Genomic DNA, 25,220 nt, shown 5'->3' with positions numbered 1-25,220 from the left:
ACTCACGTGAAGCCAACTCTGTTGGCCCAACTGCTGGTCAGCCCTTTCACCAGCGCGCCGTTTCGCCGGGGCTCTCGTTCTCGTCAGCTGAATACTCAGCGCACGTCGTGAGGCGTGTCCCGTTCTATCCCTCCGGCCGCTGAAGCCAGAAGCGTTGGAAGCACTGACACCAAAGGCCATTGAGGCGTGCCACTGCGGGCAGCCGAGCCGGCAGCCCGCAGTGCCCCCCCGTCTCAGCGAGACGACACCGTCGCCACCCCGTTGTGGCCGACGGCAACGAAACGTCCGTTCCCGAAAGCGACGGCCAGCAATCGACCGGTGACGCCGCTGTCCCGCAGGTGCCACTTCGGCCCGCCGGAGCCGGTGACCACCTGGCCGCTCTCACTCGAAAACACATACCGGTCCTGTCCATGGGCAAGTGCGAGGAGACCCCCCGCGCCGGCCGGCATGTAGAGCGGTGTCCAAGAGATGCCGTCCGGGCTCTCCAGTGCAAACGGGCCGACGGCGATGAACCGTCCCGCCGCGTGGATGACGGCCCGCAGGTTGTAGCCCACCGCGTTCAAGGGAACACCGACGGCCCCCTGTTCGGTCCATGTCTGACCGTCCGTGCTGGTGGCCACGAACCCGCGATCGCCAACGACCATGTAGCGGCCGCCGCCGAACGCGACGGCCTGGACCATGGGATCACCGTTCAAGCGTGCCAGCAGAGACCAGCTCGAGCCATCGAGACTTTCGTGCACCTCGCCGGCGGTGGTCACCGCGAGGAAGCGGCGGCCGTCGTGGACCAGGCTGGCGCAGATCCCGATGACCTCGCCAGAAAGGGCCGGCGTCCACGTTCGCCCCCCGTCATTGCTCGACGTGAAGGCCGCGGCGCCAGGCTCTTCCCACTCCGGATTGGCACGCAGATCGACCCCTTGTCCGCACGCCGCGACGACGCCGCCGCCATGCGCCACGGCGCGAGCATCCAGGAAACGGGTCATCGGGCCGATGGTGAGGTGGCGGCGCTCCCAGGCCAGCCCGTCGGCGCTGACCAGGGCCCAGCCGCGGCTCGAGACTGCCACGAACTGGCCGTCCGCGACGGTGATGGATTGCAGGTGACCGGGGCTTCCTTCCACGGTGTCCACCCAATCGCTGCCGTTGGCGCTCGAGCCGATCGCGCCGAGGCGGGAGACGCGCACGTATCGGTCCGGCGACGCGGCCACCTTCGCGAAGTGGTGGTGCAGATCCGGCGCCACGCGCGTGAGCCACTGCTCACCGTCGCTTGAATAGGACATCGATTGCTGGCCAGACGCGAAGAAGAGGCCGCCTGCGAAATTGATGGGGCCCGCCACGTCGGCACCGGCATTCACCTGGCGCCAGTTCTGCCCGTCGACGCTGATGAACTGTGTGGATCCACCCCAGCTGGCGACGAAGCGCCCGTTGCCGAATGCCATCGACCGAATGCCCGCTGGCGCCGTCGGAATCGGCGTCCACGCGAGCGCGTCCGTGCTGACCCATGTCCTCCGATCCAGGAAGGAATCGCTGCTCGCGACGAACACGCCATTGCCGTACGCGATGGCACCGCCGCCTCCGGACAGAGTCCGGCTCCAGACCTGGCCATCCGGGGACACGTGCGTGCCGTCCGCCGCGACGACGACGTACATGCCGTTGGCGTGGAACACCTGCTGCACATTGCCGGTGATGGGCGCGCGGGGCAATTCGGACCACGACTGTCCGTCGACGCTGGTCCAATGGGCACCGTAGTCCCCCACCGCGAGCCACCCCTGGGCGCCCCAGGCGACGCCTGCCAGAGGTTTCGTCCCTGCGGGCAAGCGCTGTGGCGACCAGGCCAATCCGTCGCGGCTGTACATCACCAGCCCTTCGCTGGGTCCGACGGTTTCGCTCAACTGGGCGTCGGTGTAGCTGCCGACCGCAACGAAGGCGCCGTTCGCCCAGGCGACGTCACGCCAGCGCCCGGCCGGCGGGCGAGCGCGGGTCCAGGTCAGGCCCTGCACCTCGACGGGAGACAAGGACAGCGTCACACGGCCAAGCCCGCCTCCGGTGAAAGGCAAGGAGGCCGTCACCGTGACTTCGGCGGCAACGTTGTGCTCCTCTGGATCGGGCGGCAGGTAAATCACCGAAGCCCCCTGGCCTGTGCTGAGGCTGCCGGGACCTTGCAGTTCCCAGAGCGGCGTCTCGGTGCTGTTGCGGACTGTCGCGTGGAGTGTGACGCCTGCACCACCGGTGGACACCGACATGCGTTCGGCCGACACGGTCACCTCGGGGCGGGGCGGTTCCGTCACGGCGGCGGGAGTGGCTCCACCGCCCCCGCCACCGCACCCTGCCAACGCCACCAACAGACCCGCTGAAAGCCAATGGCGCATCCGGTCGACGAAACCGACGCGCGCGCCCCACCTTCCTCGGTGCCCGAGCACGTTTTCCTTGTCCACGTGGAACCCCCTGATGTTTTTTCGTTATTGACGCGGTGTCTACGCACGGCAGTGGATGCAGCGCGCAGCCCGTGGCCGCATTATGAACAGACCGCCCATGCGGTCAACGTTCAGATCGAGGGCGGCACGGCAGACCCCGCATAATTGCCCCGTCCTGCCTGGAGCAGTTTGGGTGGCCATGAGTGGAGCAGTTTGGGGTGGCCATCGGGGATCCGACCATTGATCTCTATTGAACTGACCGGACGTGAAAGGCTCCGCGCACCATGCCCCACCCCTCAGACAACCGACAGATCTCTCGCATGCGGAATCTCATTGCCCTCGCTATCGCACTGCTGACCGCAGTGGCCGCGTACGCGCATTGGCCGAATGCTGCATTGCCCGAAGGCGTGATGGCGGATCGGGTCGTCGTGCACAAGGCGGAGCGGCGGCTGCGACTGTACGCAGGCGGGGCACTGCTGCGCGAGTACCGCGTCTCGCTCGGCTTCAACCCGGTTGGAACAAAAGAAGTCGAAGGTGATGGCAAGACGCCTGAGGGCAGCTATGTGATCGACAAGCGAAACCGGAAGAGCCAATATCATTTGTCTTTGCACATTTCATATCCCAGCGCTGAACAGGTCGCTAGAGCGAGGGCATCGGGTGTCGACCCCGGCGGTCTCATCATGATCCACGGTATTCGGAATGGCTTGGGGGCCATCGGGCGCCTGCACTTGATCTCCGACTGGACGGCCGGGTGTATCGCAGTGACGAACGATGAGGTCGAGGAGATCTGGCGCATCGTCCCGGATGGAACTCCCATCGAGGTCAACGCCTGAGGTGAGCACGCTTTTGCCCTTTCGATGGGCAGAGGTCCTCCGGCTGCTGTGCTCGTACACAGCGCATGTCGCATGTCGCATGTCAGGACCGCGCGTTGCGGTCCGCGAATCCGAGAGGGCGCTGATGAACCAGGCAGGCGGGGTTGTCGACCCGCTCGAAGCATTCCGCGCAGGGAGGCGCTTGCGTGGCACTGCGCATCAAGCTGGAGGAGAGCGAACGAATGAAATACCTGTGTCTGTGCTACTACGACCCGGCAGTCGCCAACGCCTTGTCGGCTGACGAGGCGCAAGAGCTTGCTGCGGTCTGCAAACCGCACTACCGGATGTGGCAGGAGTCCGGGCGCCTCGGTGCCATCGGAGCCCTGTCGGATCCGCGAGCATGGAAGACGATCCGGCCAATGGACTCGTCCGGCGACACCGACGCCGACCCGCAGGTTGCGGACGGGCCGTACCTACCGGACGGGCATCGCATCGGAGCGTTCTTCTTCGTTGAGGCATCGAACATCAACGAGGCCGCAGAGATCGCCGCCAAGCATCCGAGTGCCCACGCGGGCAGGTTTCTGGGCGGGGGCATCGAGGTCTGTGTCTGCGAGGGGTGCGACGAGCTTGCGCCCAACGCAAGTGCGGACTGAACTTGCCGGCAAGGTCCGTGACGTCGGCTTGCCCCCCCACGAATTTTCGCGTCGATGCTGGACGCACTTCTCGGCGCCGAGATGGCGTCTTCGCGGCTCGAATGAGGATTGGCGATGCAGGGTACCGGTAGTTTTGTGAGCGCGACGCCCGTGCTGGCGTCCTTGGACATCAATAGAAGTGTCGACTTCTTCTGCGCCAAGCTCGGTTTCGCCGAGGTCTACGCTGAGCAAGGGTCTTACGGGATCGTGTCCGCTGGACCCGTGAGCATTCATTTCTGGGCTTGCTCGGACAGGAGAATTGCTGAGGCGACAGCGTGCAGAATCGGCGTCCAAGGGATCAGCGAGCTGTTCGCGCGGTGCACCGGGCATGGGATTGTTCACCCCAATGCTCCTCTGGCCATGACACCGTGGGGCAACATGGAGTTCGGCATCCTGGACCCCGACGGCAACCTCGTCACCTTCCATGAGCCACAAGCGGATTAACCGGCCGTCTAGCACCCAGCCGGTGCTCGTATTCACCGTTGCTCCGAGCGCGTTCGCGTCACATGTCGGGAAACAAGGCGTATGTCAGAGTCACATGAATCCATAAGCAAGTTCCTGAGTCTTGTCTTGAGACATTCTCCAGAAACGATCGGCCTGCAGCTGCACGAAGGCGGCTGGGCCAGCATCGACGCACTCATTCGACTGGCTACCGCGCATGGACGCCCCCTGTCTCGCCAGTTGGTTGAGCAGGTCGTTCGCGAGAGCGAGAAGCAACGGTTTGCGTTGAGTGATGACGGTCTGTCGATCCGCGCCAACCAAGGCCACTCGGTCAAGGTCGAGCTGGGACTCGTCAAGGTCGTGCCGCCTGATGAGCTGTTTCACGGCACAGCGACCCGGTTCCTTGATTCGATTCGTTCCAACGGTCTCTGGCGCGGGTCGCGGCACCATGTGCACTTGTCTGAAACTCGCGATACAGCCAGTGACGTCGGCAAGCGGCATGGCAAGCCGGTAGTTCTTTCGGTCCGGGCAGGAGCAATGCACGAGTTTGGGTATTCCTTCTTCCGGTCTGAAAACGGGGTGTGGCTGACCGAGTCGGTCCCTTTCGAATTCCTCGCCTTCCCGTCGGATGTCTGACCTTTCCACTCAGCAGGAGTGCCAGGGGCTTGTTCCTGGGCGCCACGGGACTTGTCGTCCGCTCGACGCGGTGCCCAAGGCCGCTGACGGTGAAGCAAAGGAGGAGTCTGTCACCGGGGGCCTTGACCCCCGCAGCTCGTGACCATGGGATTCCGGTGGCTTGACGTGCGTAGTACAAGTCGGAGTTGCGGTGCAAGTCGAAGCCAAGTGGCTTCCATCCATGGGTCGGCCTGACGCGGCAGAGGCGAGTCGGACGCCGCGCCTGCTGTTGAACCCCAGTCCGGCCCGCTTTTGCCAAAGGAACTCATCTTGAAGCTTGGCTACACCATCATCTACGTGCCCGATGTCGCGGCGTCCCTGGAATTCTTTGAAGCGGCATTCGGCATGCAGCGCAAGTTCCTTCATGAGAGCGGCACCTACGGCGAGCTTCAGACCGGTGAGACGACGTTGGCCTTTGCCGCACATGAACTCGGCGAGATGAACTTTCCTGCTGGGCATGTGCATGCCAGCAGTTCGGCCCAACCGCTGGGTTTCGAGATCGCCCTCGTGACCGACAGCGTTCACGAGGCACATGCCAAGGCTGTCTCGACTGGCGCCATGGCGCTGGCGGCGCCGCAGCAGAAACCGTGGGGACAGGTCGTCTCCTACGTTCGGTGCCCGGATGGCGTTTTGGTCGAGCTGTGCACACCCGTCGGCGCCTGAATCCGGCGGTGAGGTTCACGTCGACGGCCGCCCGCCGAACGACGACGGAGCGACGACCTGCTGCTTATGCAAGGCGGGATGAGGATCAGGTTCATGCGGGTCCAAGAACGGCGGGCGGTCCGCGCCTCACGTCGGCGGCCGCATGATCGAAGCCTGGCCTCCCAACACCTCGCAAAGGTCCTTTCATATGCCGCTCGACAAGATCAAGTGCCAGGCGTTCTGGTCGCAGTTCCTGGATTCGCTGGCGCCTGAGGACCCCAGAAGAAGGGCGCAGCCCGATGCCTTCGGCTTTGGCGGTGAGGGTGAGCTCGCCGATGAGTTGGCAAGCCTCGTGGTGGCCGGCAAGAAGCGCGCGACCACGAGCCTCCCTGTGGAGTACACCTCGCTGGGTGAGCCGCTGCCGAAGAAAGGGGACCTCAGCATCATTCTCAATGGGGCGGGCGACCCCGTCGCCATCATCGAACGAACGCAGGTCGATGTCGTGCCATTCGCGCGAGTCACCGCGACGTTTGCGGCGCGAGAAGGTGAAGGCGATGGCAGCCTCGCCTACTGGCGAGGGGCCCACAAGGAGTATTTCGCCCTGGTTTGCGAGAGGCTCGGTGGCGCGCTCGATGATGCGACGCCCGTCCTGTGCCAGTCGTTCGAAGTGCTGTGGCCTCCTTGTGCCGGTCGAGGGCCGGTCGTCTGATCCGCGCGAGCATTACCGTGCCGCCGATGTCTTGCCGAAGGTCGACGAGGTGGACCTGCGCTGCCAGGTGACCAGCGACGCCGCGCCGCGCCTGTCCGCGAGGGTGAACCACCGACCAGTGCCATACTGCCGAGCGACGAACCTCCGAGTACCTCGCGGGAGCAATTGGGGCCGGGCCGAATGCCATCGGCCATCCGTTTGAACTGAAACCATCTGCGCCAATGCCAGCGGGCGCCCCGCGCTCCTCCGCATCTCCTCATGACAAACGTTGAACGGTGCCATGGACATCCAGAAGCTTGAACTTCATGACGCAGAGCTGCTGGGCCTGGCGATGGATACGCGACGCGGGACTGTTGAGGTTGCCTTGGCTTTCTATGCCGACGCCGAGGCCCGCGAACGAGTCCTGGGCACACTCCGTTTTGCTGACGTCCGTCGCATCAATCAGCTGATCGACCTGAATCAACTCAGGAATCACGCGGGTGCAGGCAATGTGACCCAATGGGTCACCGGCGAGACGCCTGGCACGAGCTACATCTTTCTGGCTCGTGGCCTGATCGAGGTCGAAGCCGGATCGGTAGAGCTGGTGGTCTCGTGAGCGGCAGTCCCGAGGTCCGGTCGCGTGGCTGGGCTCCCTCATGGGTCGGCCGTTCTCACTCACCATTCGGAAGCGTCGCAGCGGACATGGCCCTGCAAGCCGCCCCCGTCGGGACGTAGAGCGCATTCATGCCCAAACGCCAAGTCAAGCAGATCAGCTGGGAAGTCGAGAGCGAGCGGCTTGTGGTGACGCCCGCCATGCGACGGAGAGTCCACAAAGCCGTGCTGCGGCATGCAGACAAGGTACTGGCGCGGTTGGCGGATGCGTCCACCGACGAAGAACTCTTCCATGCGTTGCCGCGAGCCGCATCGGCCGCGTATCACCTGGGACGCCTTGACGACGCGGAACGGTTTGCGCGACGCTGCATCTCGCTGGCCCACCAGTTCAACGAGAGCTGGAACTGCGGCAACGCGCTCCATGCCGGGCATACCGTCTTGGGTCTGATCGCCCTGCAGAGAAGGTGCATTCCCGTGGCGATCGAAGCGCTGCACGCGTCCGGCGCCGTGCGCGGTTCACCGCAGCTGGGGTCGTTCGGCCCGACGATGCAACTCGCGAGGAAGCTTCTCGAGGAGGGCGAATCCGAGACCGTGCTGGCCTACTTCGAGCAATGCCGCTCGTTCTGGAAGTGCGGCAGTCTCTGGCTGTCAATCTGGGAGAAGAAGGTCAAGCGTGGCGCCATTCCGAATTTCCTCATGAACCTCCACCGATGAGGCGGCGATGCGGGTCGATATGCCAGCTCCACGCTTCAGCCTGAGGTCCGGCCCTGCCGCTGGGCCTGTCGCCGCGATGGGAGCAGCGGTCCCAAGCCACCCCACGTCCGCGCTCTGCGAGGCCATCTGCTCCAGCTACATCGCCACGCGCCGAGTCGACCCCGACATCGTGGCGTGTGCCCCGGCGCTCCCGAGCCGCGCCCGGAGGAACCGCCGAGCCGGTGGACATGGCAGGTCACGACCGCCTCGGGTGAACCTGCACGGTTAGTCTTATGGCAAAGAATCTGTCACCCCGTTCTGTCGACGATTCGGCCCCATCTGCATCTCTCAGTCGACTGAACAACCTGGGTGCGACGTCGGCGCAGTTCCTTGTTTGCGCCGGTATCACGTCGCACGAGCAACTTGCGCGGCTGGGTGCTGTCAAGGCGTATGCCATGGTCAAGCGAGTGGAGCCGCGCGCCAGTCTGAACCTGCTGTGGGCGCTGGAGGGCGCGCTCAGCGGGCTCCACTGGCAAGAGGTTGCGAGAACTCACCGCACCAGCTTGCTTCTTGCGCTGGAGGCTTACGAAAATGAGAAGACCGGCGGCCCCGTGGGTAGACCCGCCGCGATCCGGGCGGCAACGGGAGAGAGTGAGTGAAAGAAGGCATTGGATTCGTTCTCGCCACGGTGATGCAGGTCCCTCTTGTCTTCACAGGGGGGCACCCGCAGTAGGCGCCAGCCTCCGGAGTTCGCGCCGCGCCGTGCGAGCGAACGGCAGGGAAGGGCGACGTCCGCGGCCTTGTCATTCAAGCGCAATCGCCAGTGTGTGCTCAACGCACGGCGGTGGATGATTGGGGGCGTGCTACGCGCTCCCTGCGCCGGCCGCCATCTGGTAGACCGCGTCACTGACCTTGCGCCGCCCGTCGACTACAAGGAGTTGTTGCCCATGCCAAAGATCCACCTCATCGAGGGACCCGTCGGCGCCGGAAAGTCAACGTTCGCTGCGGCGCTGGCGGCCCGCCTTGGCGGCGTTCACATCGCCCTGGACGACTGGTTCGTGAGGCTCTTCAGTCCGGACCGGCCGAGCACCGACCTGCTGCCCTGGTACATCGAGCGCAAGGCGCGTCTGCTCGACCACATCTGGCGTCATGCACAGGCGCTGCATGCTTGCGGCGTGCCGCCGGTGCTGGAATTGGGCCTGGTGGAGCGGCGCAGCCGCGAGGCGTTCTACGAAAGAGCCCAGGATGCCGGGGTCGAGTTGGCGGTGTCCTGGCTGACCGCATCGCGTGACGTGCGGCGCGAGCGCGTGATGCGCCGCAATGTCGAACAAGGGCCGACGTTCTCCATGGTGGTGCCGCCGTCCTTCTTCGAGCTGGCCAGTGATGCGTGGGAAGAGCCCGACGAACGGGAGGTGGCTGAGCATGCGATCGAGAGAATTTCGACCGAGCGTTGAGCGCGTGGGGCGGTGACCGAGGGGCTGGTGCGTAAAGCTTGGCGCTGTCCACTACAACGCTGCCCGCGCCGCGGCCGCCTCGACTCCTTGACCACGAACGAGTTTGAACAACAATAGCGCTTGGTCGGCAGCCGAAAGCGCCTTGCACCAATGAATGGTTGGAAACGCCGAGCAGTTCACCGGCTCTTCCTCCAAGGGCAGCCATCGGCATCCAGGCGTTGTCCTTCCCTTCAGCCGCTAGAGTGATACGTTAAGCCGGATGGATATTCCTTTCAGATTTGTTCGCTGGTGTTTCATCGCTGGCGCCTTCGTGTTGGTCGCGACGTGGTTCCTCCTCCCGACAAAGCTTCAGCTTCACAAGGCTCGGGAATCCACGCCTGTGGCAAGGCGCATCGAAATGAAGGGCATCGCCTATCTCGTACTGTCCGGAGCGGCGCATGCGGAGATCCGAATTCGCTGTACCAACGCGCCAGGTCTTTGCCGAGAACCGGTTCCGGCCACTGCGGTCTTGCATGTCTGGCTTCAGAACGTCGGCTTGGCAGGCCATTGGGTCGTGCTGCAGAGTACAAAGGGAAGACAGTGGCCTCTCCGGAATCTCAGAATTCGCTGTACCGGATCGCGAAGATCTTTTGGGGTTTGGGCGCGTTGTTCAGCTCGGCCCTGGTGGTCATGTCGTTGTACTTCGCTCCTTCCAATCCCGGCCCAGCACTGGCTCGGGGCTCGTTGAAGGGGTGAGAGGACGCTTCAGTCCTGCGAAGGCGATGCGTTGAATGCTGATTCCGCTTTGGCGGACCTACCCGCCAAACTGGCATTGCCGACCGGATGCTGCGGCCTGGGTCAGAAGCGAAGCTTGCCGTTGAAGGCCGGCCCAGCCCTGCAGGAATTTGGTTGGGGCCAGCCGAGCATCCTGCCGCATGTTTCCGAGGCTTGCGATACTCAGGAGAAGCACATGAAACCCGAGCACTCGACGCAGACGAACGTCTTGTTTGTCTGCAGCCGGAATCAATGGAGAAGCCCGACCGCGGAGCGGGTATGGCGCAAGCATCCGGCGCTTTCGGTGCGCTCCGCCGGAACAAGCCCGAACGCCAGGCACCCGGTGTCGGTGAGCGATCTGACATGGGCGCAAGTCGTCTTCGTCATGGAAGAGAAGCACAAGTCCCGCTTGTTCAGTGAGTACCGGCGTTTGGTGGAGAACTTGCCCATCCACGTGCTCGACATCCCGGACGAATACAAGTACATGGATCCGGAGCTCGTCGAGCTTCTCAGCCAGTCGGTTGGGGCGATCCTTGACGCGCCGGACGGATCATGAACTTCGGACGACTGGACCTGCAGGCCGCGGAGTTGCTTGGCGTCACGATGGGCACGCGGCGACGGACCGTCGAGGCCAGCTCGGCCGACTACCCATCAATGCAGCGCCGAGCCCGCTGTTCGAACATGCCGCATTGCCAAGAGCGCAAGCTGCCGATGAGAGTCATTGCTTCCACCCTTTTGGTCTGCCTGTCGGCGGCAAGTGCAGCTCTGGCCGAAGTGCCTTCCGGGAGCGCAGGTACGCATGCCGGAAGCGAGCCGCCGATGCTGGAAAAGAAGAGCTGCGCCACGCTTCAGTACCCGATCGCTTCTTTGCGCGCGGAGGAAACGGGTCGAGTGGTGGTGCAGGTCACCGTTGGCGCGGAGGGTCAGGCGCGGTTTCCGAGAATCATCAGACCTTCAGGATTCCCTCGGCTGGACGACGCTTCGGTCGCCTACGTGCTGACCTGTCGCTTTGATCGCGCCGGGTCCGGTGATGCGGCGGCGGACCTGAATGTCATCGTCCCGATAGAGTGGCGGATCGAGTCGCCTCACTCGCCCGCCGGCGCCTGGCGGTGAGCCGTGAAGTCGCCAGCAAGCCAGCTCTTCAAAACTGAGGGGATCTGACGCGCTGGCAACGCGCTCATCGAGACCCGCTCAGCAGGGCCACATGCGTTCGGCAACAGCACCTTTGGCGCGGCGTAAACCCACGGTCCTTGCGTCGGAGATCATGCGCGGCGACCGGGCCTCGGCACCTCAATCGACTTCCATGGTTGCCAGCACGCTATGCTGGCCGCAGTCGCGGCAGTGATACCGCCCACGCGTGAAGACCCCGACATCGTTCTGCCTGAGCCTGCGAATGGCCCTGCAGAAGCAACCCGGCGCACATGTCCATGCTCCTCCTGGCCTCCGTCCTGATTTTCCTCACGGGCCTCGCCCATTCGTACCTCGGCGAGCGCTACATTCTCATCCGGCTGTTCAAGAGAACGACCTTGCCCAAGTTGTTCGGTGACACGGCGTTCACGGTGGGCACGTTGCGTTTTGCCTGGCATCTGACAACCTTGGTCTGGTGGAGCGTGGCGGCGATGTTGTTTGTGGCGGATCGAGGGACTCTGTCCGAAGAACATGTCCTGACGATCATCGGTACGACGTCGCTCTTGTCTGCATCGTTGCCGCTGTGGTTCACCCGCGGCAAGCATCTTTCGTGGCTGGTATTTCTGGTGGTCGGCGCGCTTGCTCTTCTGGCCCGCGGCGGATCTTGAGGGGAGCGCCGGGACGGCCGATCCATGTGATCACTGTCATTCCGCCGAGCGTCTCGCCGCTCCAGATGCTCTCACCCCTAAGGCCTGATCGCAGGACCCGCTCATGCTCAAGACAATTGGCAATGCTGTCCGCAAGTTCGATCCCGTCTATGCGGTACTGGTTTCAACGGTGGCACTGGCGGACGGATCGCGAACAGCCCATGGGCAGACGGGCCGATGATCAACAACTTCGCACGCGAGATGGGCATGTTGGCGATCTCGTTCTCGCGTCCCGACGAAGTCGTCCCGTTCATCGTTGAAACGGCCAACCGTCTCGGTGTCTCGGTGTCTCGGTGGCTGATGGCCAGACCGGCGGGATTCATCGCGCGTAGCGCGGCAAGCCATCCAGGCGCCGGCAGGGACGCAGCCCGAGCGTTTTTTCATGGCCGCTGAAGCTCCGACGAGAAGGCCAAAGACATCCCCACAATGAACCTCTCGTAGCGGCTTGTCGGAACTTTCGGATCGCCGAACGCCCTGCAGTCAGAATCGCTCCACCAGCGCTTGAATTCCTCTCTCCATGGCCTACCTCCGTTGCCGATTTTCCCTGCGGATTGCCGCCCACGGCGCCGCGTGCCTCACCGCTTTGCTCTTGGCCGGATCGGCCATGGCTGAACCGCAACCGGCGCAGGTCGGCGGTCGGATCGATGTGCGGCAGATTGACCCGACGACGCTGTTGTTCGCCGTTGCCGAGGCCGTCAACTTCAACGTGGTCTCGACAGTGCCTCAAGCGGATGTCCCGGCGTCGTTCGCGACCGACTATGCATCGATCGACGACCTGTTGCGCAAGCTGGCGAATCATGTCGCGCTGCGGGGAGTCATACTCGGTCGGCGCATCCTCGTCCTGTCGCCGTGCCTTGCGGGCGAAGTCGAGAACCTGACTCCAGGCTCGGGCGGGCGATTCTCAGCACGCCTGCCGGATGCCACCGTTGGAGAGATCGTCGATGCGGTCGCCTCGACGGAGGGTGGTGGAGGGGGCGAGCCCGAGTTTGTGCCTCGGGCAAGCCGGGTCGTCGTCCGCGTGCTGAACGTTTCGGGGGATGATGTCCTCAGGGCGATCGCCGCTGCATTCGGGGGCACGGGCGCACAGTCCGTCGGCGGGGCCGTCGCCCAGGGAACTTGCACCGCACTCGAAGACGAGGCCGCGTCCGCCGCGAAGCGCCGGGCACGCGCGCTGCGTGAAGCCACCCACGGCTGCGCAGAGCGCCAAGACAGCGGGCCGAAAAGCTGCCAGCCGCTGACGACATACGAGCTGAGCCAGTTGACCTCCCGCGGGTACATCGAGGGTTACGGCAGGCGCTTCGCCTTCATCCAGGCGCCTGACGGTTCGGTTCATGTGGTTCGACCCGGCATGACGGTAGGTAGAGAAGGCGGGCAGGTGCTCGACGTCACACGGACCGAAGTCACCCTGAGCGGCCCCGCCGCCCAAGCCCTTGTTCGTCTGCAGCACTGGGCCGTCCCGTCGGGCTTGTCAGCGCGGTGATCGCGCCGCCGATCGCGTCCGTGAATGGGTCGAGCGTCGGGCAGCGCTGGCTCTGGTTCGGCTCGGTGGATGCTGCTTCAAAGGGCCGCGCTTGCGCACATGCAGGGCTGTGACATTTGCACGTCGCAGCGATCGGCTGCGGTGCGGCAGGTCATGCGACACAGGTAAGCTCGCGCCGCCAAGAGCGCTTTGAGGCGGAGCGCGAAGCAAGTATGCGTTCCCGGTCGAGCTGGACTCAAGCCTCGCTGGACCCAGATGCAACGTGCGGGCGACCGCGGTCTGCGGATGGGAACGAATTCAACTCAAAAACGGGGAGTACGCATGCGCTGGTTGTCACTTCTTGTCGGCGCGGTCTTTGCCGCAGCCGGCCTCAAGGCACTGTTCTTCTTTGATCCAAACACAGCGGCGCTCTCGCGCCCCGCACTGGTGGCGGTATCGCTGGGCGGCGCAGCCCTGTTCTTCTTCCTGTTTGTCCGGACCAGCAGGGTGAAGCGAGACCTGTCCGAGTTCGAATCGTGGTTGCAAGCGAACGGTGAAAGGATACTGGCCGGAGGGGCGTCGTACCGGGGCGCTCGAATCACCGGCGATACCGAAGTGACGCGGTTTCTTCTGGCGGCAAGCGTGGTGATCTTGTCCTTCAAGATTCCCTCACGCTATTACGTTGCTGGGCGTGACAACGTGGGATTCACCAAGATGGGCTACACGGTGGCCAGCCTGCTCTTCGGGTGGTGGGGCATTCCATGGGGCCCGATCTACACCGTTCAAGCCTTGGCCAAGAACCTGTCCGGCGGCGACAGAACGACGGTACGAAGCTACCTCATGCTGCACGCCCGCGCCTAGCGTCCCGTCGAGGGCTACACCGCTTGACCCGCGCCATGCCGCTCACCGCGAACCCGCTCGTTCGGCGTTAGCGACGAGCGAGAAATTTGCCCGGCGCGCCTGGGGCCGTGGGCGGTTGCACTGACGGGCCGACGGCAGGCGCACTCCTGGAGGCTGGTCGACCCGGCCGACGGCCGAGGCGAGCCCGGGCCGTCGGCAGCCCCAATCGCTCCAGCGGCGTCCGAACGAACGCGCCGCCACAGCCCACCCTCGGTTCCAGTTCGGGTCCCCTGAGCGACGTTGTCGATGTCCTCGCATCAAACTCAAGGGTTCCATCATCCGCTCACCATGCACCTTCTTCGCAGACTGTCCGCCCTCGCCGCCATCCTCTTTCACTTCAACGCTGGTGCGTTTGCGCAAGGCGCGCCCTCAGCTGTCGCCTCGCGCGACAACTTCATGGTCGTCGTTCGCGAGTCGGCCGGGGCGAATCGGCTTGATGACGCGTTCAAGCCGATGGGCAAGACCAAGGGCCGGTTGCCCGACGGGCGGGAGATTGAAATCGAGCTGGCCTCATGGGAGTTCATCGGGGACACGCACATCCGCTTCGTGTTCGATGGCCCTCGGAGCATGATCAACGCCACACCGGCGGACCTTGAGCGCTTGGGAATTGCATCCGTGGACGAAGCCCTCGCGCTTGCCATCGGGAACATCAAGCGGGTGTACGGCAATCCCGTTGCTTCGCCGTGGGAAGCAGGGCTCATGCAGGTTCGCGGCGCGTCCCCTGATCTCGTCAGCTCCTACTTCCTTGACCGCGCCTTCTGGCAGGCACTGCTCGGCGAGCACCCGGGCGGCGTGGTCGTCGCCGTGCCGAAGCGGGGAAGTCTGCTCTACGCTCCCTTGAGCGATGAGGCCGCCGCGGGACGTCTTCGTCGCGGCGTTCGCCAGCTGCATGCCAGCAGTGGCAGGCTCGGGGTGTCGGCAGCCCTCTATCTGTTCAAGGACGGCCGGTGGTCGGTGTTGCAGGCGGCGCCCGCGCCGTGAGGTTTGCCTTCGGCCAACGCCCATCGCGCTGTGGGTCGCGCCGCATGCCTGGTGATCTTCGTCCGGGCTCAGCGGGTGGCGCCTGCGCACTGCGTGTAGACAAGCCATCTCATCGTGGAGCAGGGCAACCGTGATCTTCGGGCGCTACACCTGCCCCCACTGCGGAGGCGGCCTGTCGAGAACACTGCTGGGTGACAAGCCGACGCCGGCGAAGAAGGAAAGGCCGGTCTTCCAGTTGCCACTGCTGCCGCTGCTCGGCGGCATTGTCCTGGCCGGCCTGGGACTGTCATTGAGCCATCCCGGGATCGGTGTACTGGCCACCGCTGCGATCGGGCAGTGGATCAACTGGCGGTACTTCACATGGCTGCAGTGCGATGCCTGCTCGCGGTGTCTTGTCAGCGGCCAGCTCGGCCCCTACCCGCGACGAACTCGGCCGTGGTCACGCGATGAGGTGAGGCGGCTCGGCAGAAGGGTGGTCGGGTGCGTGGCGATCCTGCTCGTGGTGCTGGGGCCGACCTGGTTCGTGGAACGAATGACCCAGGCGAACTGCGATGCGACTTGCGGCGCGGCCGGGCGCACCGGCGAGGCATTCCTGTACAAATGCAAGTGCGTGACGGTGAAGAAGTAACGCGCAGCGGGCGAGCGGGCCAGGCGATCGAGAACCCGGGCAACGGACACCGAAACTGCAATGAGGTCCTGCGCCGGCCTCGGAGCGGTGTGATCGAGTCAGGTGCAAATGGCTGCGAGGGCCTTACCATGACGAGGTCCGTTCAGCGCCGCCCTACGGGCGGGGCCCGTGAACATGGGAAGCTCAAGAAGGAGAAGCAATGGTCGAGGGCGTTTTCCATCTTCTTGCCGAGTTGGTGCCAGTCGGCCTGGCCTACACCGGGCGCGCGGTGGTGAAAGCCACCCGCGTGGGACGCTGGCGCGCAGTCTGCTTGAATGGCAGTGAGGACAGCGTCTACGGGATGGCCGGGGCCTTGTCGTTCAAGCGCGATGGGGAGCGTGTGATCACCCGCCTGGGCTTGACGTTCGTTGGCGGCTCCTTTTATGCGCTGATGGCGTTGGCCGTCATCGGCTTGATGTCCTGACTCATGACGCAGCGCCATGGCGTTTCGCCGCGATATGCTGGGCCTCCTTGCGCTGAATCCGCGGACACCTGACCGATGGCCTACGAGACGACCCTCATCTACACGGAACGCGTGCTGCGTGACGCGGCCCGTGCGTTCTGGCGGCGCTCGCTCGGCATCGGGTTCGTCATCGCGCTTGTCGTCGTGGCACTGGGTCTCGTGATGCTGGTGGCGCAGGGCGACGCGTCGTGGTTCGCGGGTGCGCTTGCCATGATCCTCTTCACAGCGATGTCGTTTGCGGTGGCGCTCTACTTCACCCACTATCGCCATGCGCTCAGCAAGCTTCGAAGGATGGGCGATGCGCGGGCGGTGTTCCTCGCTGACGATTCCTCTTTCACCTTCACCTCGAACCTCGGGACGGCCTCCCTGCCGTGGTCCTCGGTCAAGGCGCTCTGGCAGTTCGACACGGTCTGGTTGCTGCTGTACTCGAAAGCTCAGTTCAGCACTTTGCCGCTCGACTGCGTGTCCGAAGAACTGCGTTCGTTTGTCGCTGAGCGCGTTCGACTCGCGGGAGGCCGGGTCGCCGCCTGATGCAGGAAGTCGAGCCGAATCTTGATGCGCACCTCCGACCGTGAATCGTCGCCTGAACCCGGGCTGCCCTGGTGGTTCTTCCCGGCCCTGGGTTACGCGTCGACGGTCTCGGCCGTGTGGGGATACAGCACGGTCGCCTGCGGAGGCGTCGGCCACGGCGCATTGGCGACGCTGCTGACGCTGTGCCTGGTGATGTTCGTCAGCTCCAAAGTGCTCGCGGTGGTGCTGCTGGTGTTCGCGAGCAGCACGGGCGTGGCGCTCGCACTCTCGGCGCATCGTTGGTTCAGTGAACGGAGGGAATTGCTGTTCTTCCTCCTTCCGGTCGCATCGCTGCTGATCGGTGCGGCCGTGGGCATGGCGTTGGACATGAAGGTCCAATGCTCGCTCGGGTCGTGGCGGTAAGCTCGGGCATTCGCGGAGCTGGGCGATACGGCGGCGCGAGGCGCGCGTCTCAGGCCGGTGCAGGCCCCCGGCTCACCGGTGTCCTGCGACGGCAAGGGCTCCCTTGGACCGCTCGGCAGCGCATGATGATCGGTCGGGTCAGTGAGATGCCACGGCAGCGTGCCATGGCGCGCATGGTCGTTTCGGAGATGAACGATGTCCACGTCGAGGCAGATCGCAGCCCTGGTCGGGCCTACCCTGGTGGCGGTGCTGCTCGCCGAGTTTCCGCTGGTGCAACCCCATCTCTACGATGCGCAGACGCCGCCGGTGATCTACCTCTCGGGCGTTCTCCTGTTCGTCGCCGGGCTGGCCATCGTCCGCGTGCACAACACCTGGGCGAAAGACTGGACCGTGCTGGTGACGCTCTCAGGCTGGGCGTTCCTGCTGCTCGGATTGGTTCGCATGTTCGGCGCGGTTCACTACCGGAATGCGGTGGGGAACGCGAGCAGCTGGCACTTCATGGCGCTCGAAGCGGCTTTGCTGGGGGCAGGGCTGTTCATCACGTACAAGGGCTACCGCCGGCCAGCCGGCTGAACTGGGTGCGGCGCCTCGTGCTGCAGCGGCAGCGTGATTGCCGACCCTGCAGCGGGATCGAGCTGTTCGATCCATTGCCATCAATACCACCGCCACTACAACTACGTTGGGAGCATCCGTGCAACGCTATGTCGCATTCCTTCGGGGCGTGAGCCCGATGAATTGCAAGATGCCGGAGCTCAAGCGCAGCTTCGAGGCGGCCGGCTTCGTCGACGTGAGGACGTTGCTGTCGAGTGGCAATGTGGCGTTCTCCGCGTCTCCCGCGGTCGTGCCGGAACTGGAGGCCGCCGCAGAAGAGGCCATGAAGCGGGTGCTCGGCAAGGCATTCCTGACCATCGTGCGCCCCTCTTTCTTTCTGCGGTCGCTCGTTGAAGGCGCGCCCTTTGCCGAGTTCGCGCTGTCCGCCAACGCCAAGCCCGTGGTGACCTTCCTGCGTCGGCCGCACGAGGGGGTTGTCGCGCTGCCGGTCAAGCAGGGGCAGGCGGCCATCCTCGGCCTGGAGGGCACGGAAGTGTTCTCGGCCTATGTGCCGGACGAGAAGGGACCGATCTTCATGACCTTGCTCGAGCGGACGTTCGGGAAAGACATCACCACCCGAACGCTGGAGACGGTCAGGAAGTGCTCGGTGGCATAGGTCGAGCTGCCGCCGGCGAACGGGAGCTTGGTCCGGCGCCTGCCGTGCCGCACTGGCCCTGCTGATGCGCAGCGACTTCGGCTGCAGTGTCATACGCTTCCCGGAATCGGGTGATCTTGCCCTCGTGCACCGTATAGACGTGGAACCAGTGGTCGTCGATCACCCGGTCAGTGGCGCGGACCCGGACCCGCGACTCGCCAAGCACCACGACCTTGTCGCCCTGAGCCAGGAAGTCGGTGGGCTGGAAGCGTTGCACGTCCTCGAGTTCGTTGAGCTGGGTGAACCAGGCCGCGACGGCCCGTGGTCCGCGGTGGGTGCCGGCGAAGGGCAGAACGTCCGGCGGACCGGGGGTGGCCCATTCGACGTCGTCCGACAGCAGGGCCATGAAGCCCTCGGCATCTTGGGCGCCAAGCCGTTCGAACGCGCTCTGGACGACCTGCAAGTTTTCTTTCTCAGCCATGTTCTGCTCCGAAAGACGGGGTGCGCTCCCGGCAAGGATTGTTCCTTCGCGCCCGGTCGCGGGCGTCGGCGGTGCTGGAATTTTCACGGCGACGCGGATTGCATGGCATCGAAGGCGTTACGCCGTCCCGTCGTGCCGACGACAATGTGACCGGCGCGCCCGTTTGTGAAGGACCATGGCCTCCGACTCCACCATCACCCTGCTGTGTCTGCGTGCCGGCCTGACCGCGCTTTGCCTGGTCCTGCCCGTGCATTCGCAAGCGTCGGGGCTGGCCGCGCCGGACTGGTCGCAGCAGTTGCGCAGCAGGGGCGCAGACCGTGTCAATGCGAGCCTGCTCGCCCAGCCCGCGCACATGGCAGCCCTGAACCAGCGCGCGGCCGACTGCGAGCCCGCGGCGGTCGGCCTCGCCGTGGGACTGGTGCGGACAACGCTGCCGAAGGCAGCCCGTCTGCACGAGGAATCGCTTCGCGTGGCCGTGGGCACATGCACCGAACTCGTACTGGCCCAGCTGACGTCAGGCGAAGTCCCGCGCATCTGCGCCTCGGCATCCTCGTGGACCATCACCCAGACGGCGCGCGAGCTGAGGCGACGGATCGCCCAGCTGGACCTCGACGAGGCGGGTCGCCCGAGCGAGCGGGGCAAGGCGTGCCGTGCCGCCTACCACCATGAACTTCACCACACGCGCGTTTCCCTGAGAGTGGCGCGACCGGACCGAGCGGGCCGTTGACGGCGGCGGGCCCGGCCCGCGCGAGGGGCCGGCGCTGCGCCGATGCACCGCGGCAACGGGTCGCTTGGCGCACCCGTGGCGGCGGAGGCAGGCATCCGGAAGAGCGGTATGCTGCTCGCCGGCTCGCCGGCGGCATGGCCCCCGAGCCTTTCGATCAACGACCTGCGCCCACCATGAAACGTCTTATCGCCGCATTGCTTTCACTTGCACTGGTCGCCCTGACCGGCTGCGCCACGGAACCGCCCAAGCCGATGTTCACCGAGGCGGCCACCCAGAGCCTGCCGCCTCCGCCGCGTGACAAGGCGCAGGTCGTGTTTCTGCAGCCCATCAACTCGATCCAGGGCGCGGCTCCCGTGGCCCTGTACGACGTCACCGACAGCGGTCGGACGCTGCTGGCCATCACCGGTGCGCACAGCAAAGCCGCCGTGCTCCTGTCCCCGGGTCAGCATCGCCTGATGGCCAATCACTCCGGGATGATTGCGCACTACCTGGATGCGAACGTCGAGGCCGGCAAACGCTACTACGTGCTCGTTCGCTTCATCTATGGCCGCGGGTTCCAACTGCGTCCGCTTCAGACCGCGGGCGGATCGGACTACAGCGTCCAGTCCAAGGACTTTCCTTCCTGGGTTTCCAATACCCGCTTCGTCGAGGCCACGCCGGAGGGCCGGGCGTATTTCGAGAAGATCAACGACGCCGTGACGAAGAGCCAGGCCGAAGGCTGGAAGACGTGGCTCGAGAAGACGGACCAGGAACGGGCCCAGCTTACCTTGCGTCCGGACGACGCGACGGTGCAGTGACGCGGTGACATTGCAAGGGTAGAGGATGGATCGCACGCCCCGCGCCGAGCCGACCATGGCGCAGCCACCGCGCGCAGGACTGCAACTGGCGTTCGACGCCGACCTCGAAACCTGGGCGGAGGGCATGGACTACTGCGCCGTGCGCGTGCCAGCGCAGATCACCGAGGCATTGGGGACGCGCGGCCCCGTCCTTGTGATGGCGCGGGTCAACGACTCCGCCCCGTTCCAGGTGAGCCTCTTTCCAGTGGGAGGCGGTCAACACTTCATTCGCATCAAGGCGAAGGTGCGTCAGGAAACCGGCACGAAGGTGGGCGACCGCATTCACCTCCGCGTCACCGTCCTGGACCGGGCCGAGGTGTCGATCCCGGAGGACCTCATGCGTGCGCTCAAGGCCGAAGGTGCGGTGCGGGCCTTCGAGTCCCTGACGCCGGGCCGACGCAGCTACCTCATCCGACGTATCGACGATGCGGTCAAGCCGCAGACGCGAGCCCGGCGGATCGCGGAAGCGGTGGAGGCCGCGCACGAACGACATGCCGTCGACGACGCATCGGATGCCTGAGCGGACGCTCCGTACCGCCGCACCGCTGCGGATCGTCACCGCGCTGTTGCTGGCGGTCGCATGGGGAGGCGCCTGTTCACAGACGCGGTGGGTCATCTGTGAACTGTCGGTACACGTGGACGAGGTCCAGCGTGCAGCACAACGCATCGCCGGGCGGGTGGCGGCAGTGAAGGCGCCGGCCGGGGCTCAGTGTCCGCGCGTGGACGAACGCATCTCCTTCCTTCCGGAGACCCCCGACTACCAGAGCGTTCTACCGCGCAGGCGATGGCCGAAGGTCGGTGCCGTCGCGCGAGTGTGCTACCGCTACCTGATCGGATCCTGCAAGCATGCGGAGGTCTGCAAGATCGAGCACCACTCGGTTCTGCCATGAACTGACCGACCATGCCGAGCCGAGCCCGGTCAGGCACGGCGCCGTTGACCGAGGTGGTCTCAAGGTCACGACGCGCCTTTCATTCTCGAAGCGGCGATCCCACCTTGTTGAAGTGGCTGTATGAATGTACAGTGCCGCGGTGCCATCCGGCGTTCACAACAAAAAGGAGCTTCCATGCTGGACCACATGACATTCCGCGTCCGCGACATTGCCCGCGCGAAGGCCTTCTACAGCGCCGCCCTGGAGCCTCTCGGCTATAGCGTCTGCTTCGAAGGCAACTACGGCGCCAACATGGTCGGGTTCGCCTACCCGGACGCTTCCCAGCCGGACGGCAAGAAGGCGGATGTCTGGTTCATCGACGGCCCTTCGCCGCACGGCGGGCCGGCTTCCACATCGGGCTGCCACCTGGCATGGCGGGCCAGCAACCGCGCGCAGGTCGATGCCTTCTACCGAGCGGCCATCGCGGCCGGCGGCAAGGACAACGGCGCACCCGGGTTGCGGCCGGACTATCACGCCAACTACTATGGCGCGTTCGTCATCGACCCGGAAGGCAACAACATCGAAGCGGTTTGCCATCTGCCCGAGTGACGAAGATCGGGAATCGCGCGGAAGCGGTCGACTGAACCCAGGGAGCGATGAATGGCAACGCAAGAGAGGACGCCAGGGAAGGGGCCAGGGAACGGGCCAGGGAAGGGACCAGAGAAGGGACCAGAGAAGGTCAAGGGACCGGCCTCCTACTTTCCCTCCATCGAGAAGACCTACGGCAAACCGATCGATCACTGGATGCAGGTGCTCGAGGATGCCGGGGCACTGAAGCACATGGAGCTGGTGGCGCACTTGAAGACGGAGCACCAACTGGGCCATGGCCACGCGAATGCCCTGGTCGCCTGGCACCTGGCCCGAAAGCCATAGCGCATTGCGATTGCACGGGCGCCGAATCGCGCTGTCCGTGAGCAGGTGCTGGGGCAGCATGCCCCCGCGCTGACAGTGCTCATTGCCGGCATCTTCGACGAGGCGTGGTTGCTGGAGATCGAGGCCATCGCCGCCGAGTAGCTGGCACACTGAGGCATGCTCCCCTTCGGCCCGACCTGGAAGCTGGCATGCCACGGGGACCGCGCCCGGACCGTGCCACGAACCTCGGCGCCCACCGCGATACCGCCATGCAGCTGACGCTCGAACCCCTGGCCTGGCTCTTCACGGCGGGCGTGCTCGCGCACAACCTGGAAGAGGCGTTGTACCTGCCGGCGTGGTCCCGTACCGCCGGACGTTGGCACGCGCCGGTGGGCCGCCGCGAGTTCGCGTTCGCGGTGACGGTGCTGTCGGGCGTGCTCGTCGTCCTGGCCACCTTGGCGTTCTCCGCCGAAGCGAAGAGCCTCTGGGCGCATCTGTTCACCGGGTACGTGTTCGCGATGGTGGTCAACGTCCTCGTGCCGCATGTGGCGGGCACCGTCGCACTGCGCCGGTACCTGCCCGGCACGGCCACCGCCGTCCTGTTCAACCTCCCTCTCGGGGGGCTGTTCCTCCACCAGGCGCTGGCGCAGGGGTTTGTCGACGGATCCCGCCTGGTCTGGTTCGCTCCCGCGACGGCTGTGCTTCTGCTGGCGTCCATTCCGCTGCTGTTCGCACTGGGGCGGCGCCTGCTGCGCGTGTCGACCTGAACGCGCACGCTCCTCGGCCTGCGGCCGCCGCAAACGGGGCGATCAGCGGCACCTGAGGGATACGGTGAGGCGTGGCGCGGCGGTATGCTTGACGCGTCCGGCCGTGGGGCGTCGGGAGAGCCCAAGCTCCAGGGTGTCGCCGCAAGGCGGGACCCGATCGGCCACTTCATCCGTTGCATCCGGAGGCCCCGTGCACAGTCATCCCCGATTCATCCTCGTCGCCGCCGCGCTGGTCGGCGCCCTCGGCAGCGCGTCCGCCCAGACCCAATCCTTCCGCTGCAAGAATGATCTCGTCAACCTCGGCGACTCGAAGGCATCGGTGCTGCAGAAATGCGGAGAGCCGGTCGTGAAGGACAGCTTCTGCAAACCGGTGGAGGCCAGCACCGCGACGCGCTCGGCCAACGGCTCGACCGTCGTCAACGTCGACAGCTGCCAGCGGGTGGACGACTGGACCTTCAACCCGGGCCGTGGCCAGTTCATGACCTCGCTGCAGTTCGAATCCGGCAAGCTCGTCACCATCCGCTACGGCGATCGGGTGAACTGAGCACACTGCCGTTTCGCCGCACCGCGCAATGACTCACCGTCGCGCCGCCGGCGAGCGCGACGGCGCTTTTGTCCGGCCTTGTCAGCCACCGGAGATCATCTTGGGAACCTGGTCCGTACTGCCTTTTGGAAACGACGACGCCGCCGACTGGGCCTATGCGCTCGAGGAAGCAGAAGGCCTGGAGCCCATCGAGGAAGCCTTCGATGCGGTCCTCCAGGTGGGCACGGCGTATCTCCAAGTCCCGGAAGCCGCAGGTGCCGTGGCGGCGGCGGAACTGGTCGCCTGCCTGCTCGGCCGACCGGGCGACACCGAGACCTACACCGAGGCGGCCGACGCGTGGCTGCAGCAGTCGCCGCCCGCGCCGGGCGACGAGCTGCGACAGAAAGCGCTCGCCGCGCTCGACAGAGTGACCGCTGCCGACTCGGAACTCGATGAACTCTGGGCCGAGGGCGATGACCATGGGGCCTGGCTCGCCGCCATGGCGGACCTGCGGGAACGCCTGGCCTGATCGGCCCCTGGTCCGGCGGTTTGGTCCGGACCCTCGTCGCGTATGCGGCGTGCGGATTGTCTCGGTCCGGTCGGGCAGTCCGTGGTGGTCGTCGGGGTATGTCTGCTGCGGCCATTCAGGTTTCACGCAGGGCGCACGCCGGGACCTCCACCACCTGACCACTGGTGGTCGCCACGGTGCTTGGGTTATCGTGATCGCCTCGTGATACGGGAGTGCCGATGCGTCGCCATTCAGGAAGCTGCCTTTGCAACGGAGTGCGGTTCGCCGTCCTCGGCGACCTGCCGCCGGTTCAGGTCTGCCACTGCGGCCAGTGCCGCAAGGCACAGGGCACCGCCCTCGCCACCAACGTCCCCGTTCGGCGTCACGACTTCGTGCTGGAGCAGGGTGAAGACCTGCTGAGCTCGTTCGAATCGTCGCCCGGCAAGCACCGCGTCTTCTGCCGCACCTGCGGCTCGCCCGTCTACAGCCGGCGCGACGCACTGCCCGACATCCTGCGCATCCGCCTGGGCCTGCTGGACGGGCCGACGGACGTGAAGGTAGCGGCCCAGTACTTCGTCGGCGAGAAGGCGGCGTGGTGGCCGATCGACGATGAGGTGCCGCGGTTCGAGACCGGGCCGGAGTCCCGGCGGCTCGGGTGATGCGGCCGGGAAGGCCGTTTGACAAGACCGCCGCGCGCGAACCCTGCAGCGGTGCGCCGCCATCCAACAAGGAGGTTTGACATGCCAAAGACTGCGTCTACCGACGACCTGCTCGGAACCCTGAAAGCCCGTTTCGAAGCCCATGCCGAGCGCCATGCGGGCCTTGCGTGGGACGAGATCCAGACGCGTCTGGAGAATCACCCGGCAGCGCTGAAGGCGCTGGCCGGGATGGAGGCCACCGGCGGGGAACCCGATGTGATCGGCCGGGACCCGTCCACGGGCCGGGTGGTCTTCTGCGATTGCTCGGCAGAAACCCCGACCGAGCGCAGGAGCCTTTGCTACGACGGCAAGGCACTCGCCGCGCGCAAGGAAAACAAGCCACGGTCCAGCGCGCTGGACGAGGCCCGGGCGATGGGGGTGGAACTGCTGACCGAGGCCCAGTACCAGGCGCTGCAGGCCCTGGGCGATTTCGACACGCGCACGTCCAGCTGGCTTGCCACACCGGACGAGGTGCGCAGTCGGGGCGGGGCGCTGTTCGGCGACAAGCGGTATGGGCGCGCCTTCATCTATCACAATGGCGCCGATTCGTACTACGCGGCACGCGGCTTTCGCGGCTGGATCGAGGTGTGAGCGGGAGAAGCGCT

35 protein-coding genes and 1 pseudogene are annotated in these 25,220 nt (G+C 65.3%); 34 read left to right on the top strand and 2 right to left on the bottom strand.

Annotation, left to right across the window (positions count from 1 at the left end; translation table 11 throughout):
* Nucleotides 1–233: 233 nt before the first annotated feature.
* The gene (locus ACSQ2F_RS14260; RefSeq protein WP_436023893.1) at nt 234–2,282 is read right to left on the bottom strand and encodes a hypothetical protein; all 2,049 of its coding nucleotides are present in this window, start codon (nt 2,280–2,282) and stop codon (nt 234–236) included.
* Nucleotides 2,283–2,728: 446 nt separating this feature from the next.
* Between ACSQ2F_RS14260 and ACSQ2F_RS14255 the strand changes: the two genes are divergently transcribed.
* From ACSQ2F_RS14255 to ACSQ2F_RS14145, 23 genes are all read left to right on the top strand, one after another.
* A complete protein-coding gene (locus ACSQ2F_RS14255; RefSeq protein WP_436023891.1) occupies nt 2,729–3,241 on the top strand; it encodes a L,D-transpeptidase family protein in 513 nt (170 codons plus the stop codon).
* 185 nt (nt 3,242–3,426) lie between these two features.
* Nucleotides 3,427–3,873 carry a YciI family protein gene (locus tag ACSQ2F_RS14250; RefSeq protein ID WP_436023889.1) on the top strand — a complete coding sequence of 149 codons (447 nt, stop codon included), beginning with the start codon at nt 3,427–3,429 and terminating at the stop codon, nt 3,871–3,873.
* A 114-nt stretch (nt 3,874–3,987) separates the two neighbouring features.
* Entirely contained in the window at nt 3,988–4,356 is a 369-nt protein-coding gene (locus tag ACSQ2F_RS14245) for a bleomycin resistance protein (protein ID WP_436023887.1), read from the top strand.
* Between the two features lie 81 nt (nt 4,357–4,437).
* Nucleotides 4,438–4,989, top strand: coding sequence for an RNA 2'-phosphotransferase (locus tag ACSQ2F_RS14240; protein ID WP_436023885.1), 552 nt, complete (start codon nt 4,438–4,440; stop codon nt 4,987–4,989).
* A gap of 309 nt (nt 4,990–5,298) precedes the next feature.
* On the top strand, nt 5,299–5,691 hold the full coding sequence (locus ACSQ2F_RS14235) for a VOC family protein (protein WP_436023883.1): 393 nt from the start codon (nt 5,299–5,301) through the stop codon (nt 5,689–5,691).
* A 142-nt stretch (nt 5,692–5,833) separates the two neighbouring features.
* The gene (locus ACSQ2F_RS14230; protein ID WP_436023881.1) at nt 5,834–6,379 is read left to right on the top strand and encodes an ASCH domain-containing protein; all 546 of its coding nucleotides are present in this window, start codon (nt 5,834–5,836) and stop codon (nt 6,377–6,379) included.
* Between the two features lie 280 nt (nt 6,380–6,659).
* Entirely contained in the window at nt 6,660–6,974 is a 315-nt protein-coding gene (locus ACSQ2F_RS14225; RefSeq protein ID WP_436023879.1) for a hypothetical protein, read from the top strand.
* Between the two features lie 128 nt (nt 6,975–7,102).
* Nucleotides 7,103–7,684: a hypothetical protein gene (locus tag ACSQ2F_RS14220; protein WP_436023877.1), complete on the top strand. Its 582-nt coding sequence runs from the start codon at nt 7,103–7,105 to the stop codon at nt 7,682–7,684.
* A 272-nt stretch (nt 7,685–7,956) separates the two neighbouring features.
* On the top strand, nt 7,957–8,322 hold the full coding sequence (locus ACSQ2F_RS14215) for a TfoX/Sxy family protein (protein ID WP_436023875.1): 366 nt from the start codon (nt 7,957–7,959) through the stop codon (nt 8,320–8,322).
* Between the two features lie 288 nt (nt 8,323–8,610).
* Nucleotides 8,611–9,117, top strand: coding sequence for an AAA family ATPase (locus ACSQ2F_RS14210; RefSeq protein ID WP_436023873.1), 507 nt, complete (start codon nt 8,611–8,613; stop codon nt 9,115–9,117).
* A 766-nt stretch (nt 9,118–9,883) separates the two neighbouring features.
* The gene (locus ACSQ2F_RS14205) at nt 9,884–10,426 is read left to right on the top strand and encodes a low molecular weight protein tyrosine phosphatase family protein (protein WP_436023871.1); all 543 of its coding nucleotides are present in this window, start codon (nt 9,884–9,886) and stop codon (nt 10,424–10,426) included.
* Nucleotides 10,423–10,983 (top strand): TonB family protein, encoded by a 561-nt coding sequence (locus tag ACSQ2F_RS14200; protein ID WP_436023869.1) that lies wholly within the window; start codon nt 10,423–10,425, stop codon nt 10,981–10,983. Before ACSQ2F_RS14205 ends, ACSQ2F_RS14200 begins: the two co-directional genes overlap by 4 nt.
* Before the next feature lie 308 nt (nt 10,984–11,291).
* The gene (locus ACSQ2F_RS14195; RefSeq protein WP_436023867.1) at nt 11,292–11,666 is read left to right on the top strand and encodes a hypothetical protein; all 375 of its coding nucleotides are present in this window, start codon (nt 11,292–11,294) and stop codon (nt 11,664–11,666) included.
* Nucleotides 11,667–11,882: 216 nt separating this feature from the next.
* Complete coding sequence (locus ACSQ2F_RS14190) at nt 11,883–12,098, top strand: hypothetical protein (protein WP_436023865.1); 216 nt, start codon at nt 11,883–11,885, stop codon at nt 12,096–12,098.
* 124 nt (nt 12,099–12,222) lie between these two features.
* On the top strand, nt 12,223–13,185 hold the full coding sequence (locus ACSQ2F_RS14185) for a pilus assembly protein PilP (RefSeq protein ID WP_436023863.1): 963 nt from the start codon (nt 12,223–12,225) through the stop codon (nt 13,183–13,185).
* Between the two features lie 321 nt (nt 13,186–13,506).
* Nucleotides 13,507–14,025 carry a hypothetical protein gene (locus tag ACSQ2F_RS14180; protein ID WP_436023861.1) on the top strand — a complete coding sequence of 173 codons (519 nt, stop codon included), beginning with the start codon at nt 13,507–13,509 and terminating at the stop codon, nt 14,023–14,025.
* A 279-nt stretch (nt 14,026–14,304) separates the two neighbouring features.
* Entirely contained in the window at nt 14,305–15,045 is a 741-nt protein-coding gene (locus tag ACSQ2F_RS14175) for a hypothetical protein (RefSeq protein ID WP_436023859.1), read from the top strand.
* 130 nt (nt 15,046–15,175) lie between these two features.
* Nucleotides 15,176–15,673 carry a hypothetical protein gene (locus tag ACSQ2F_RS14170; protein WP_436023857.1) on the top strand — a complete coding sequence of 166 codons (498 nt, stop codon included), beginning with the start codon at nt 15,176–15,178 and terminating at the stop codon, nt 15,671–15,673.
* Nucleotides 15,674–15,872: 199 nt separating this feature from the next.
* Nucleotides 15,873–16,136, top strand: coding sequence for a hypothetical protein (locus ACSQ2F_RS14165; RefSeq protein ID WP_436023855.1), 264 nt, complete (start codon nt 15,873–15,875; stop codon nt 16,134–16,136).
* Between the two features lie 75 nt (nt 16,137–16,211).
* Nucleotides 16,212–16,706, top strand: coding sequence for a YcxB family protein (locus tag ACSQ2F_RS14160; RefSeq protein WP_436023853.1), 495 nt, complete (start codon nt 16,212–16,214; stop codon nt 16,704–16,706).
* Between the two features lie 24 nt (nt 16,707–16,730).
* A complete protein-coding gene (locus tag ACSQ2F_RS14155; RefSeq protein WP_436023851.1) occupies nt 16,731–17,108 on the top strand; it encodes a hypothetical protein in 378 nt (125 codons plus the stop codon).
* 195 nt (nt 17,109–17,303) lie between these two features.
* Nucleotides 17,304–17,681: a hypothetical protein gene (locus ACSQ2F_RS14150; RefSeq protein WP_436023849.1), complete on the top strand. Its 378-nt coding sequence runs from the start codon at nt 17,304–17,306 to the stop codon at nt 17,679–17,681.
* Between the two features lie 37 nt (nt 17,682–17,718).
* A complete protein-coding gene (locus ACSQ2F_RS14145; RefSeq protein WP_436023847.1) occupies nt 17,719–18,315 on the top strand; it encodes a DUF1697 domain-containing protein in 597 nt (198 codons plus the stop codon).
* Here ACSQ2F_RS14145 and ACSQ2F_RS14140 read toward each other — a convergent pair.
* Nucleotides 18,293–18,775: a nuclear transport factor 2 family protein gene (locus tag ACSQ2F_RS14140; protein WP_436023845.1), complete on the bottom strand. Its 483-nt coding sequence runs from the start codon at nt 18,773–18,775 to the stop codon at nt 18,293–18,295. The genes ACSQ2F_RS14145 and ACSQ2F_RS14140 overlap by 23 nt on opposite strands.
* A gap of 175 nt (nt 18,776–18,950) precedes the next feature.
* Here ACSQ2F_RS14140 and ACSQ2F_RS14135 point away from each other — a divergent pair, with 175 nt between their 5' ends.
* The 11 genes and pseudogenes from ACSQ2F_RS14135 (at nt 18,951) to ACSQ2F_RS14085 (ending at nt 25,206) form a co-directional block, all read left to right on the top strand.
* On the top strand, nt 18,951–19,502 hold the full coding sequence (locus ACSQ2F_RS14135) for a hypothetical protein (protein WP_436023843.1): 552 nt from the start codon (nt 18,951–18,953) through the stop codon (nt 19,500–19,502).
* A gap of 173 nt (nt 19,503–19,675) precedes the next feature.
* A complete protein-coding gene (locus ACSQ2F_RS14130) occupies nt 19,676–20,299 on the top strand; it encodes a hypothetical protein (protein ID WP_436023842.1) in 624 nt (207 codons plus the stop codon).
* Nucleotides 20,300–20,324: 25 nt separating this feature from the next.
* Nucleotides 20,325–20,858 (top strand): YdeI/OmpD-associated family protein, encoded by a 534-nt coding sequence (locus ACSQ2F_RS14125; RefSeq protein ID WP_436023840.1) that lies wholly within the window; start codon nt 20,325–20,327, stop codon nt 20,856–20,858.
* Complete coding sequence (locus tag ACSQ2F_RS14120; protein ID WP_436023838.1) at nt 20,830–21,228, top strand: hypothetical protein; 399 nt, start codon at nt 20,830–20,832, stop codon at nt 21,226–21,228. Before ACSQ2F_RS14125 ends, ACSQ2F_RS14120 begins: the two co-directional genes overlap by 29 nt.
* Nucleotides 21,229–21,402: 174 nt before the next feature.
* On the top strand, nt 21,403–21,816 hold the full coding sequence (locus ACSQ2F_RS14115; RefSeq protein ID WP_436023836.1) for a VOC family protein: 414 nt from the start codon (nt 21,403–21,405) through the stop codon (nt 21,814–21,816).
* Between the two features lie 126 nt (nt 21,817–21,942).
* Nucleotides 21,943–22,140, top strand: a pseudogene (locus tag ACSQ2F_RS14110) (DUF4287 domain-containing protein); the annotation flags it as partial.
* A gap of 188 nt (nt 22,141–22,328) precedes the next feature.
* On the top strand, nt 22,329–22,886 hold the full coding sequence (locus tag ACSQ2F_RS14105; RefSeq protein WP_436023834.1) for an HXXEE domain-containing protein: 558 nt from the start codon (nt 22,329–22,331) through the stop codon (nt 22,884–22,886).
* A gap of 190 nt (nt 22,887–23,076) precedes the next feature.
* Nucleotides 23,077–23,430, top strand: a complete 354-nt coding sequence (locus ACSQ2F_RS14100) for a DUF2845 domain-containing protein (RefSeq protein ID WP_436023832.1) — start codon at nt 23,077–23,079, stop codon at nt 23,428–23,430.
* A gap of 100 nt (nt 23,431–23,530) precedes the next feature.
* On the top strand, nt 23,531–23,938 hold the full coding sequence (locus tag ACSQ2F_RS14095; RefSeq protein WP_436023830.1) for a DUF4259 domain-containing protein: 408 nt from the start codon (nt 23,531–23,533) through the stop codon (nt 23,936–23,938).
* Between the two features lie 218 nt (nt 23,939–24,156).
* Nucleotides 24,157–24,576, top strand: coding sequence for a GFA family protein (locus ACSQ2F_RS14090; RefSeq protein WP_436023828.1), 420 nt, complete (start codon nt 24,157–24,159; stop codon nt 24,574–24,576).
* An 81-nt stretch (nt 24,577–24,657) separates the two neighbouring features.
* Nucleotides 24,658–25,206, top strand: coding sequence for a DUF4256 domain-containing protein (locus ACSQ2F_RS14085; protein WP_436023826.1), 549 nt, complete (start codon nt 24,658–24,660; stop codon nt 25,204–25,206).
* The last annotated feature ends 14 nt before the right edge of the window (nt 25,207–25,220 follow it).

It is taken from the genome of Rhizobacter sp. LjRoot28 (assembly GCF_964253025.1).
Lineage (GTDB): Bacteria > Pseudomonadota > Gammaproteobacteria > Burkholderiales > Burkholderiaceae_C > Rhizobacter.
The sequence above is the reverse complement of the archived record's forward strand: the minus strand, read 5'-3'. Positions and strand labels throughout refer to the sequence as shown.

What these genes read in the sequence shown, in the direction of transcription:
- ACSQ2F_RS14255 (WP_436023891.1), top strand. Translation starts at nt 2,729, where the DNA reads ATGCGGAATCTCATTGCCCTCGCTATCGCACTGCTGACCGCAGTGGCC.
- ACSQ2F_RS14245 (WP_436023887.1), top strand. Translation starts at nt 3,988, where the DNA reads ATGCAGGGTACCGGTAGTTTTGTGAGCGCGACGCCCGTGCTGGCGTCC.
- ACSQ2F_RS14240 (WP_436023885.1), top strand. Translation starts at nt 4,438, where the DNA reads ATGTCAGAGTCACATGAATCCATAAGCAAGTTCCTGAGTCTTGTCTTG.
- ACSQ2F_RS14230 (WP_436023881.1), top strand. Translation starts at nt 5,834, where the DNA reads ATGATCGAAGCCTGGCCTCCCAACACCTCGCAAAGGTCCTTTCATATG.
- ACSQ2F_RS14225 (WP_436023879.1), top strand. Translation starts at nt 6,660, where the DNA reads ATGGACATCCAGAAGCTTGAACTTCATGACGCAGAGCTGCTGGGCCTG.
- ACSQ2F_RS14220 (WP_436023877.1), top strand. Translation starts at nt 7,103, where the DNA reads ATGCCCAAACGCCAAGTCAAGCAGATCAGCTGGGAAGTCGAGAGCGAG.
- ACSQ2F_RS14215 (WP_436023875.1), top strand. Translation starts at nt 7,957, where the DNA reads ATGGCAAAGAATCTGTCACCCCGTTCTGTCGACGATTCGGCCCCATCT.
- ACSQ2F_RS14210 (WP_436023873.1), top strand. Translation starts at nt 8,611, where the DNA reads ATGCCAAAGATCCACCTCATCGAGGGACCCGTCGGCGCCGGAAAGTCA.
- ACSQ2F_RS14200 (WP_436023869.1), top strand. Translation starts at nt 10,423, where the DNA reads ATGAACTTCGGACGACTGGACCTGCAGGCCGCGGAGTTGCTTGGCGTC.
- ACSQ2F_RS14195 (WP_436023867.1), top strand. Translation starts at nt 11,292, where the DNA reads ATGTCCATGCTCCTCCTGGCCTCCGTCCTGATTTTCCTCACGGGCCTC.
- ACSQ2F_RS14190 (WP_436023865.1), top strand. Translation starts at nt 11,883, where the DNA reads ATGATCAACAACTTCGCACGCGAGATGGGCATGTTGGCGATCTCGTTC.
- ACSQ2F_RS14185 (WP_436023863.1), top strand. Translation starts at nt 12,223, where the DNA reads ATGGCCTACCTCCGTTGCCGATTTTCCCTGCGGATTGCCGCCCACGGC.
- ACSQ2F_RS14180 (WP_436023861.1), top strand. Translation starts at nt 13,507, where the DNA reads ATGCGCTGGTTGTCACTTCTTGTCGGCGCGGTCTTTGCCGCAGCCGGC.
- ACSQ2F_RS14165 (WP_436023855.1), top strand. Translation starts at nt 15,873, where the DNA reads ATGGTCGAGGGCGTTTTCCATCTTCTTGCCGAGTTGGTGCCAGTCGGC.
- ACSQ2F_RS14160 (WP_436023853.1), top strand. Translation starts at nt 16,212, where the DNA reads ATGGCCTACGAGACGACCCTCATCTACACGGAACGCGTGCTGCGTGAC.
- ACSQ2F_RS14155 (WP_436023851.1), top strand. Translation starts at nt 16,731, where the DNA reads ATGCGCACCTCCGACCGTGAATCGTCGCCTGAACCCGGGCTGCCCTGG.
- ACSQ2F_RS14150 (WP_436023849.1), top strand. Translation starts at nt 17,304, where the DNA reads ATGTCCACGTCGAGGCAGATCGCAGCCCTGGTCGGGCCTACCCTGGTG.
- ACSQ2F_RS14140 (WP_436023845.1), bottom strand. Translation starts at nt 18,775, where the DNA reads ATGGCTGAGAAAGAAAACTTGCAGGTCGTCCAGAGCGCGTTCGAACGG.
- ACSQ2F_RS14135 (WP_436023843.1), top strand. Translation starts at nt 18,951, where the DNA reads ATGGCCTCCGACTCCACCATCACCCTGCTGTGTCTGCGTGCCGGCCTG.
- ACSQ2F_RS14130 (WP_436023842.1), top strand. Translation starts at nt 19,676, where the DNA reads ATGAAACGTCTTATCGCCGCATTGCTTTCACTTGCACTGGTCGCCCTG.
- ACSQ2F_RS14125 (WP_436023840.1), top strand. Translation starts at nt 20,325, where the DNA reads ATGGATCGCACGCCCCGCGCCGAGCCGACCATGGCGCAGCCACCGCGC.
- ACSQ2F_RS14120 (WP_436023838.1), top strand. Translation starts at nt 20,830, where the DNA reads ATGCCGTCGACGACGCATCGGATGCCTGAGCGGACGCTCCGTACCGCC.
- ACSQ2F_RS14115 (WP_436023836.1), top strand. Translation starts at nt 21,403, where the DNA reads ATGCTGGACCACATGACATTCCGCGTCCGCGACATTGCCCGCGCGAAG.
- ACSQ2F_RS14105 (WP_436023834.1), top strand. Translation starts at nt 22,329, where the DNA reads ATGCCACGGGGACCGCGCCCGGACCGTGCCACGAACCTCGGCGCCCAC.
- ACSQ2F_RS14090 (WP_436023828.1), top strand. Translation starts at nt 24,157, where the DNA reads ATGCGTCGCCATTCAGGAAGCTGCCTTTGCAACGGAGTGCGGTTCGCC.
- ACSQ2F_RS14085 (WP_436023826.1), top strand. Translation starts at nt 24,658, where the DNA reads ATGCCAAAGACTGCGTCTACCGACGACCTGCTCGGAACCCTGAAAGCC.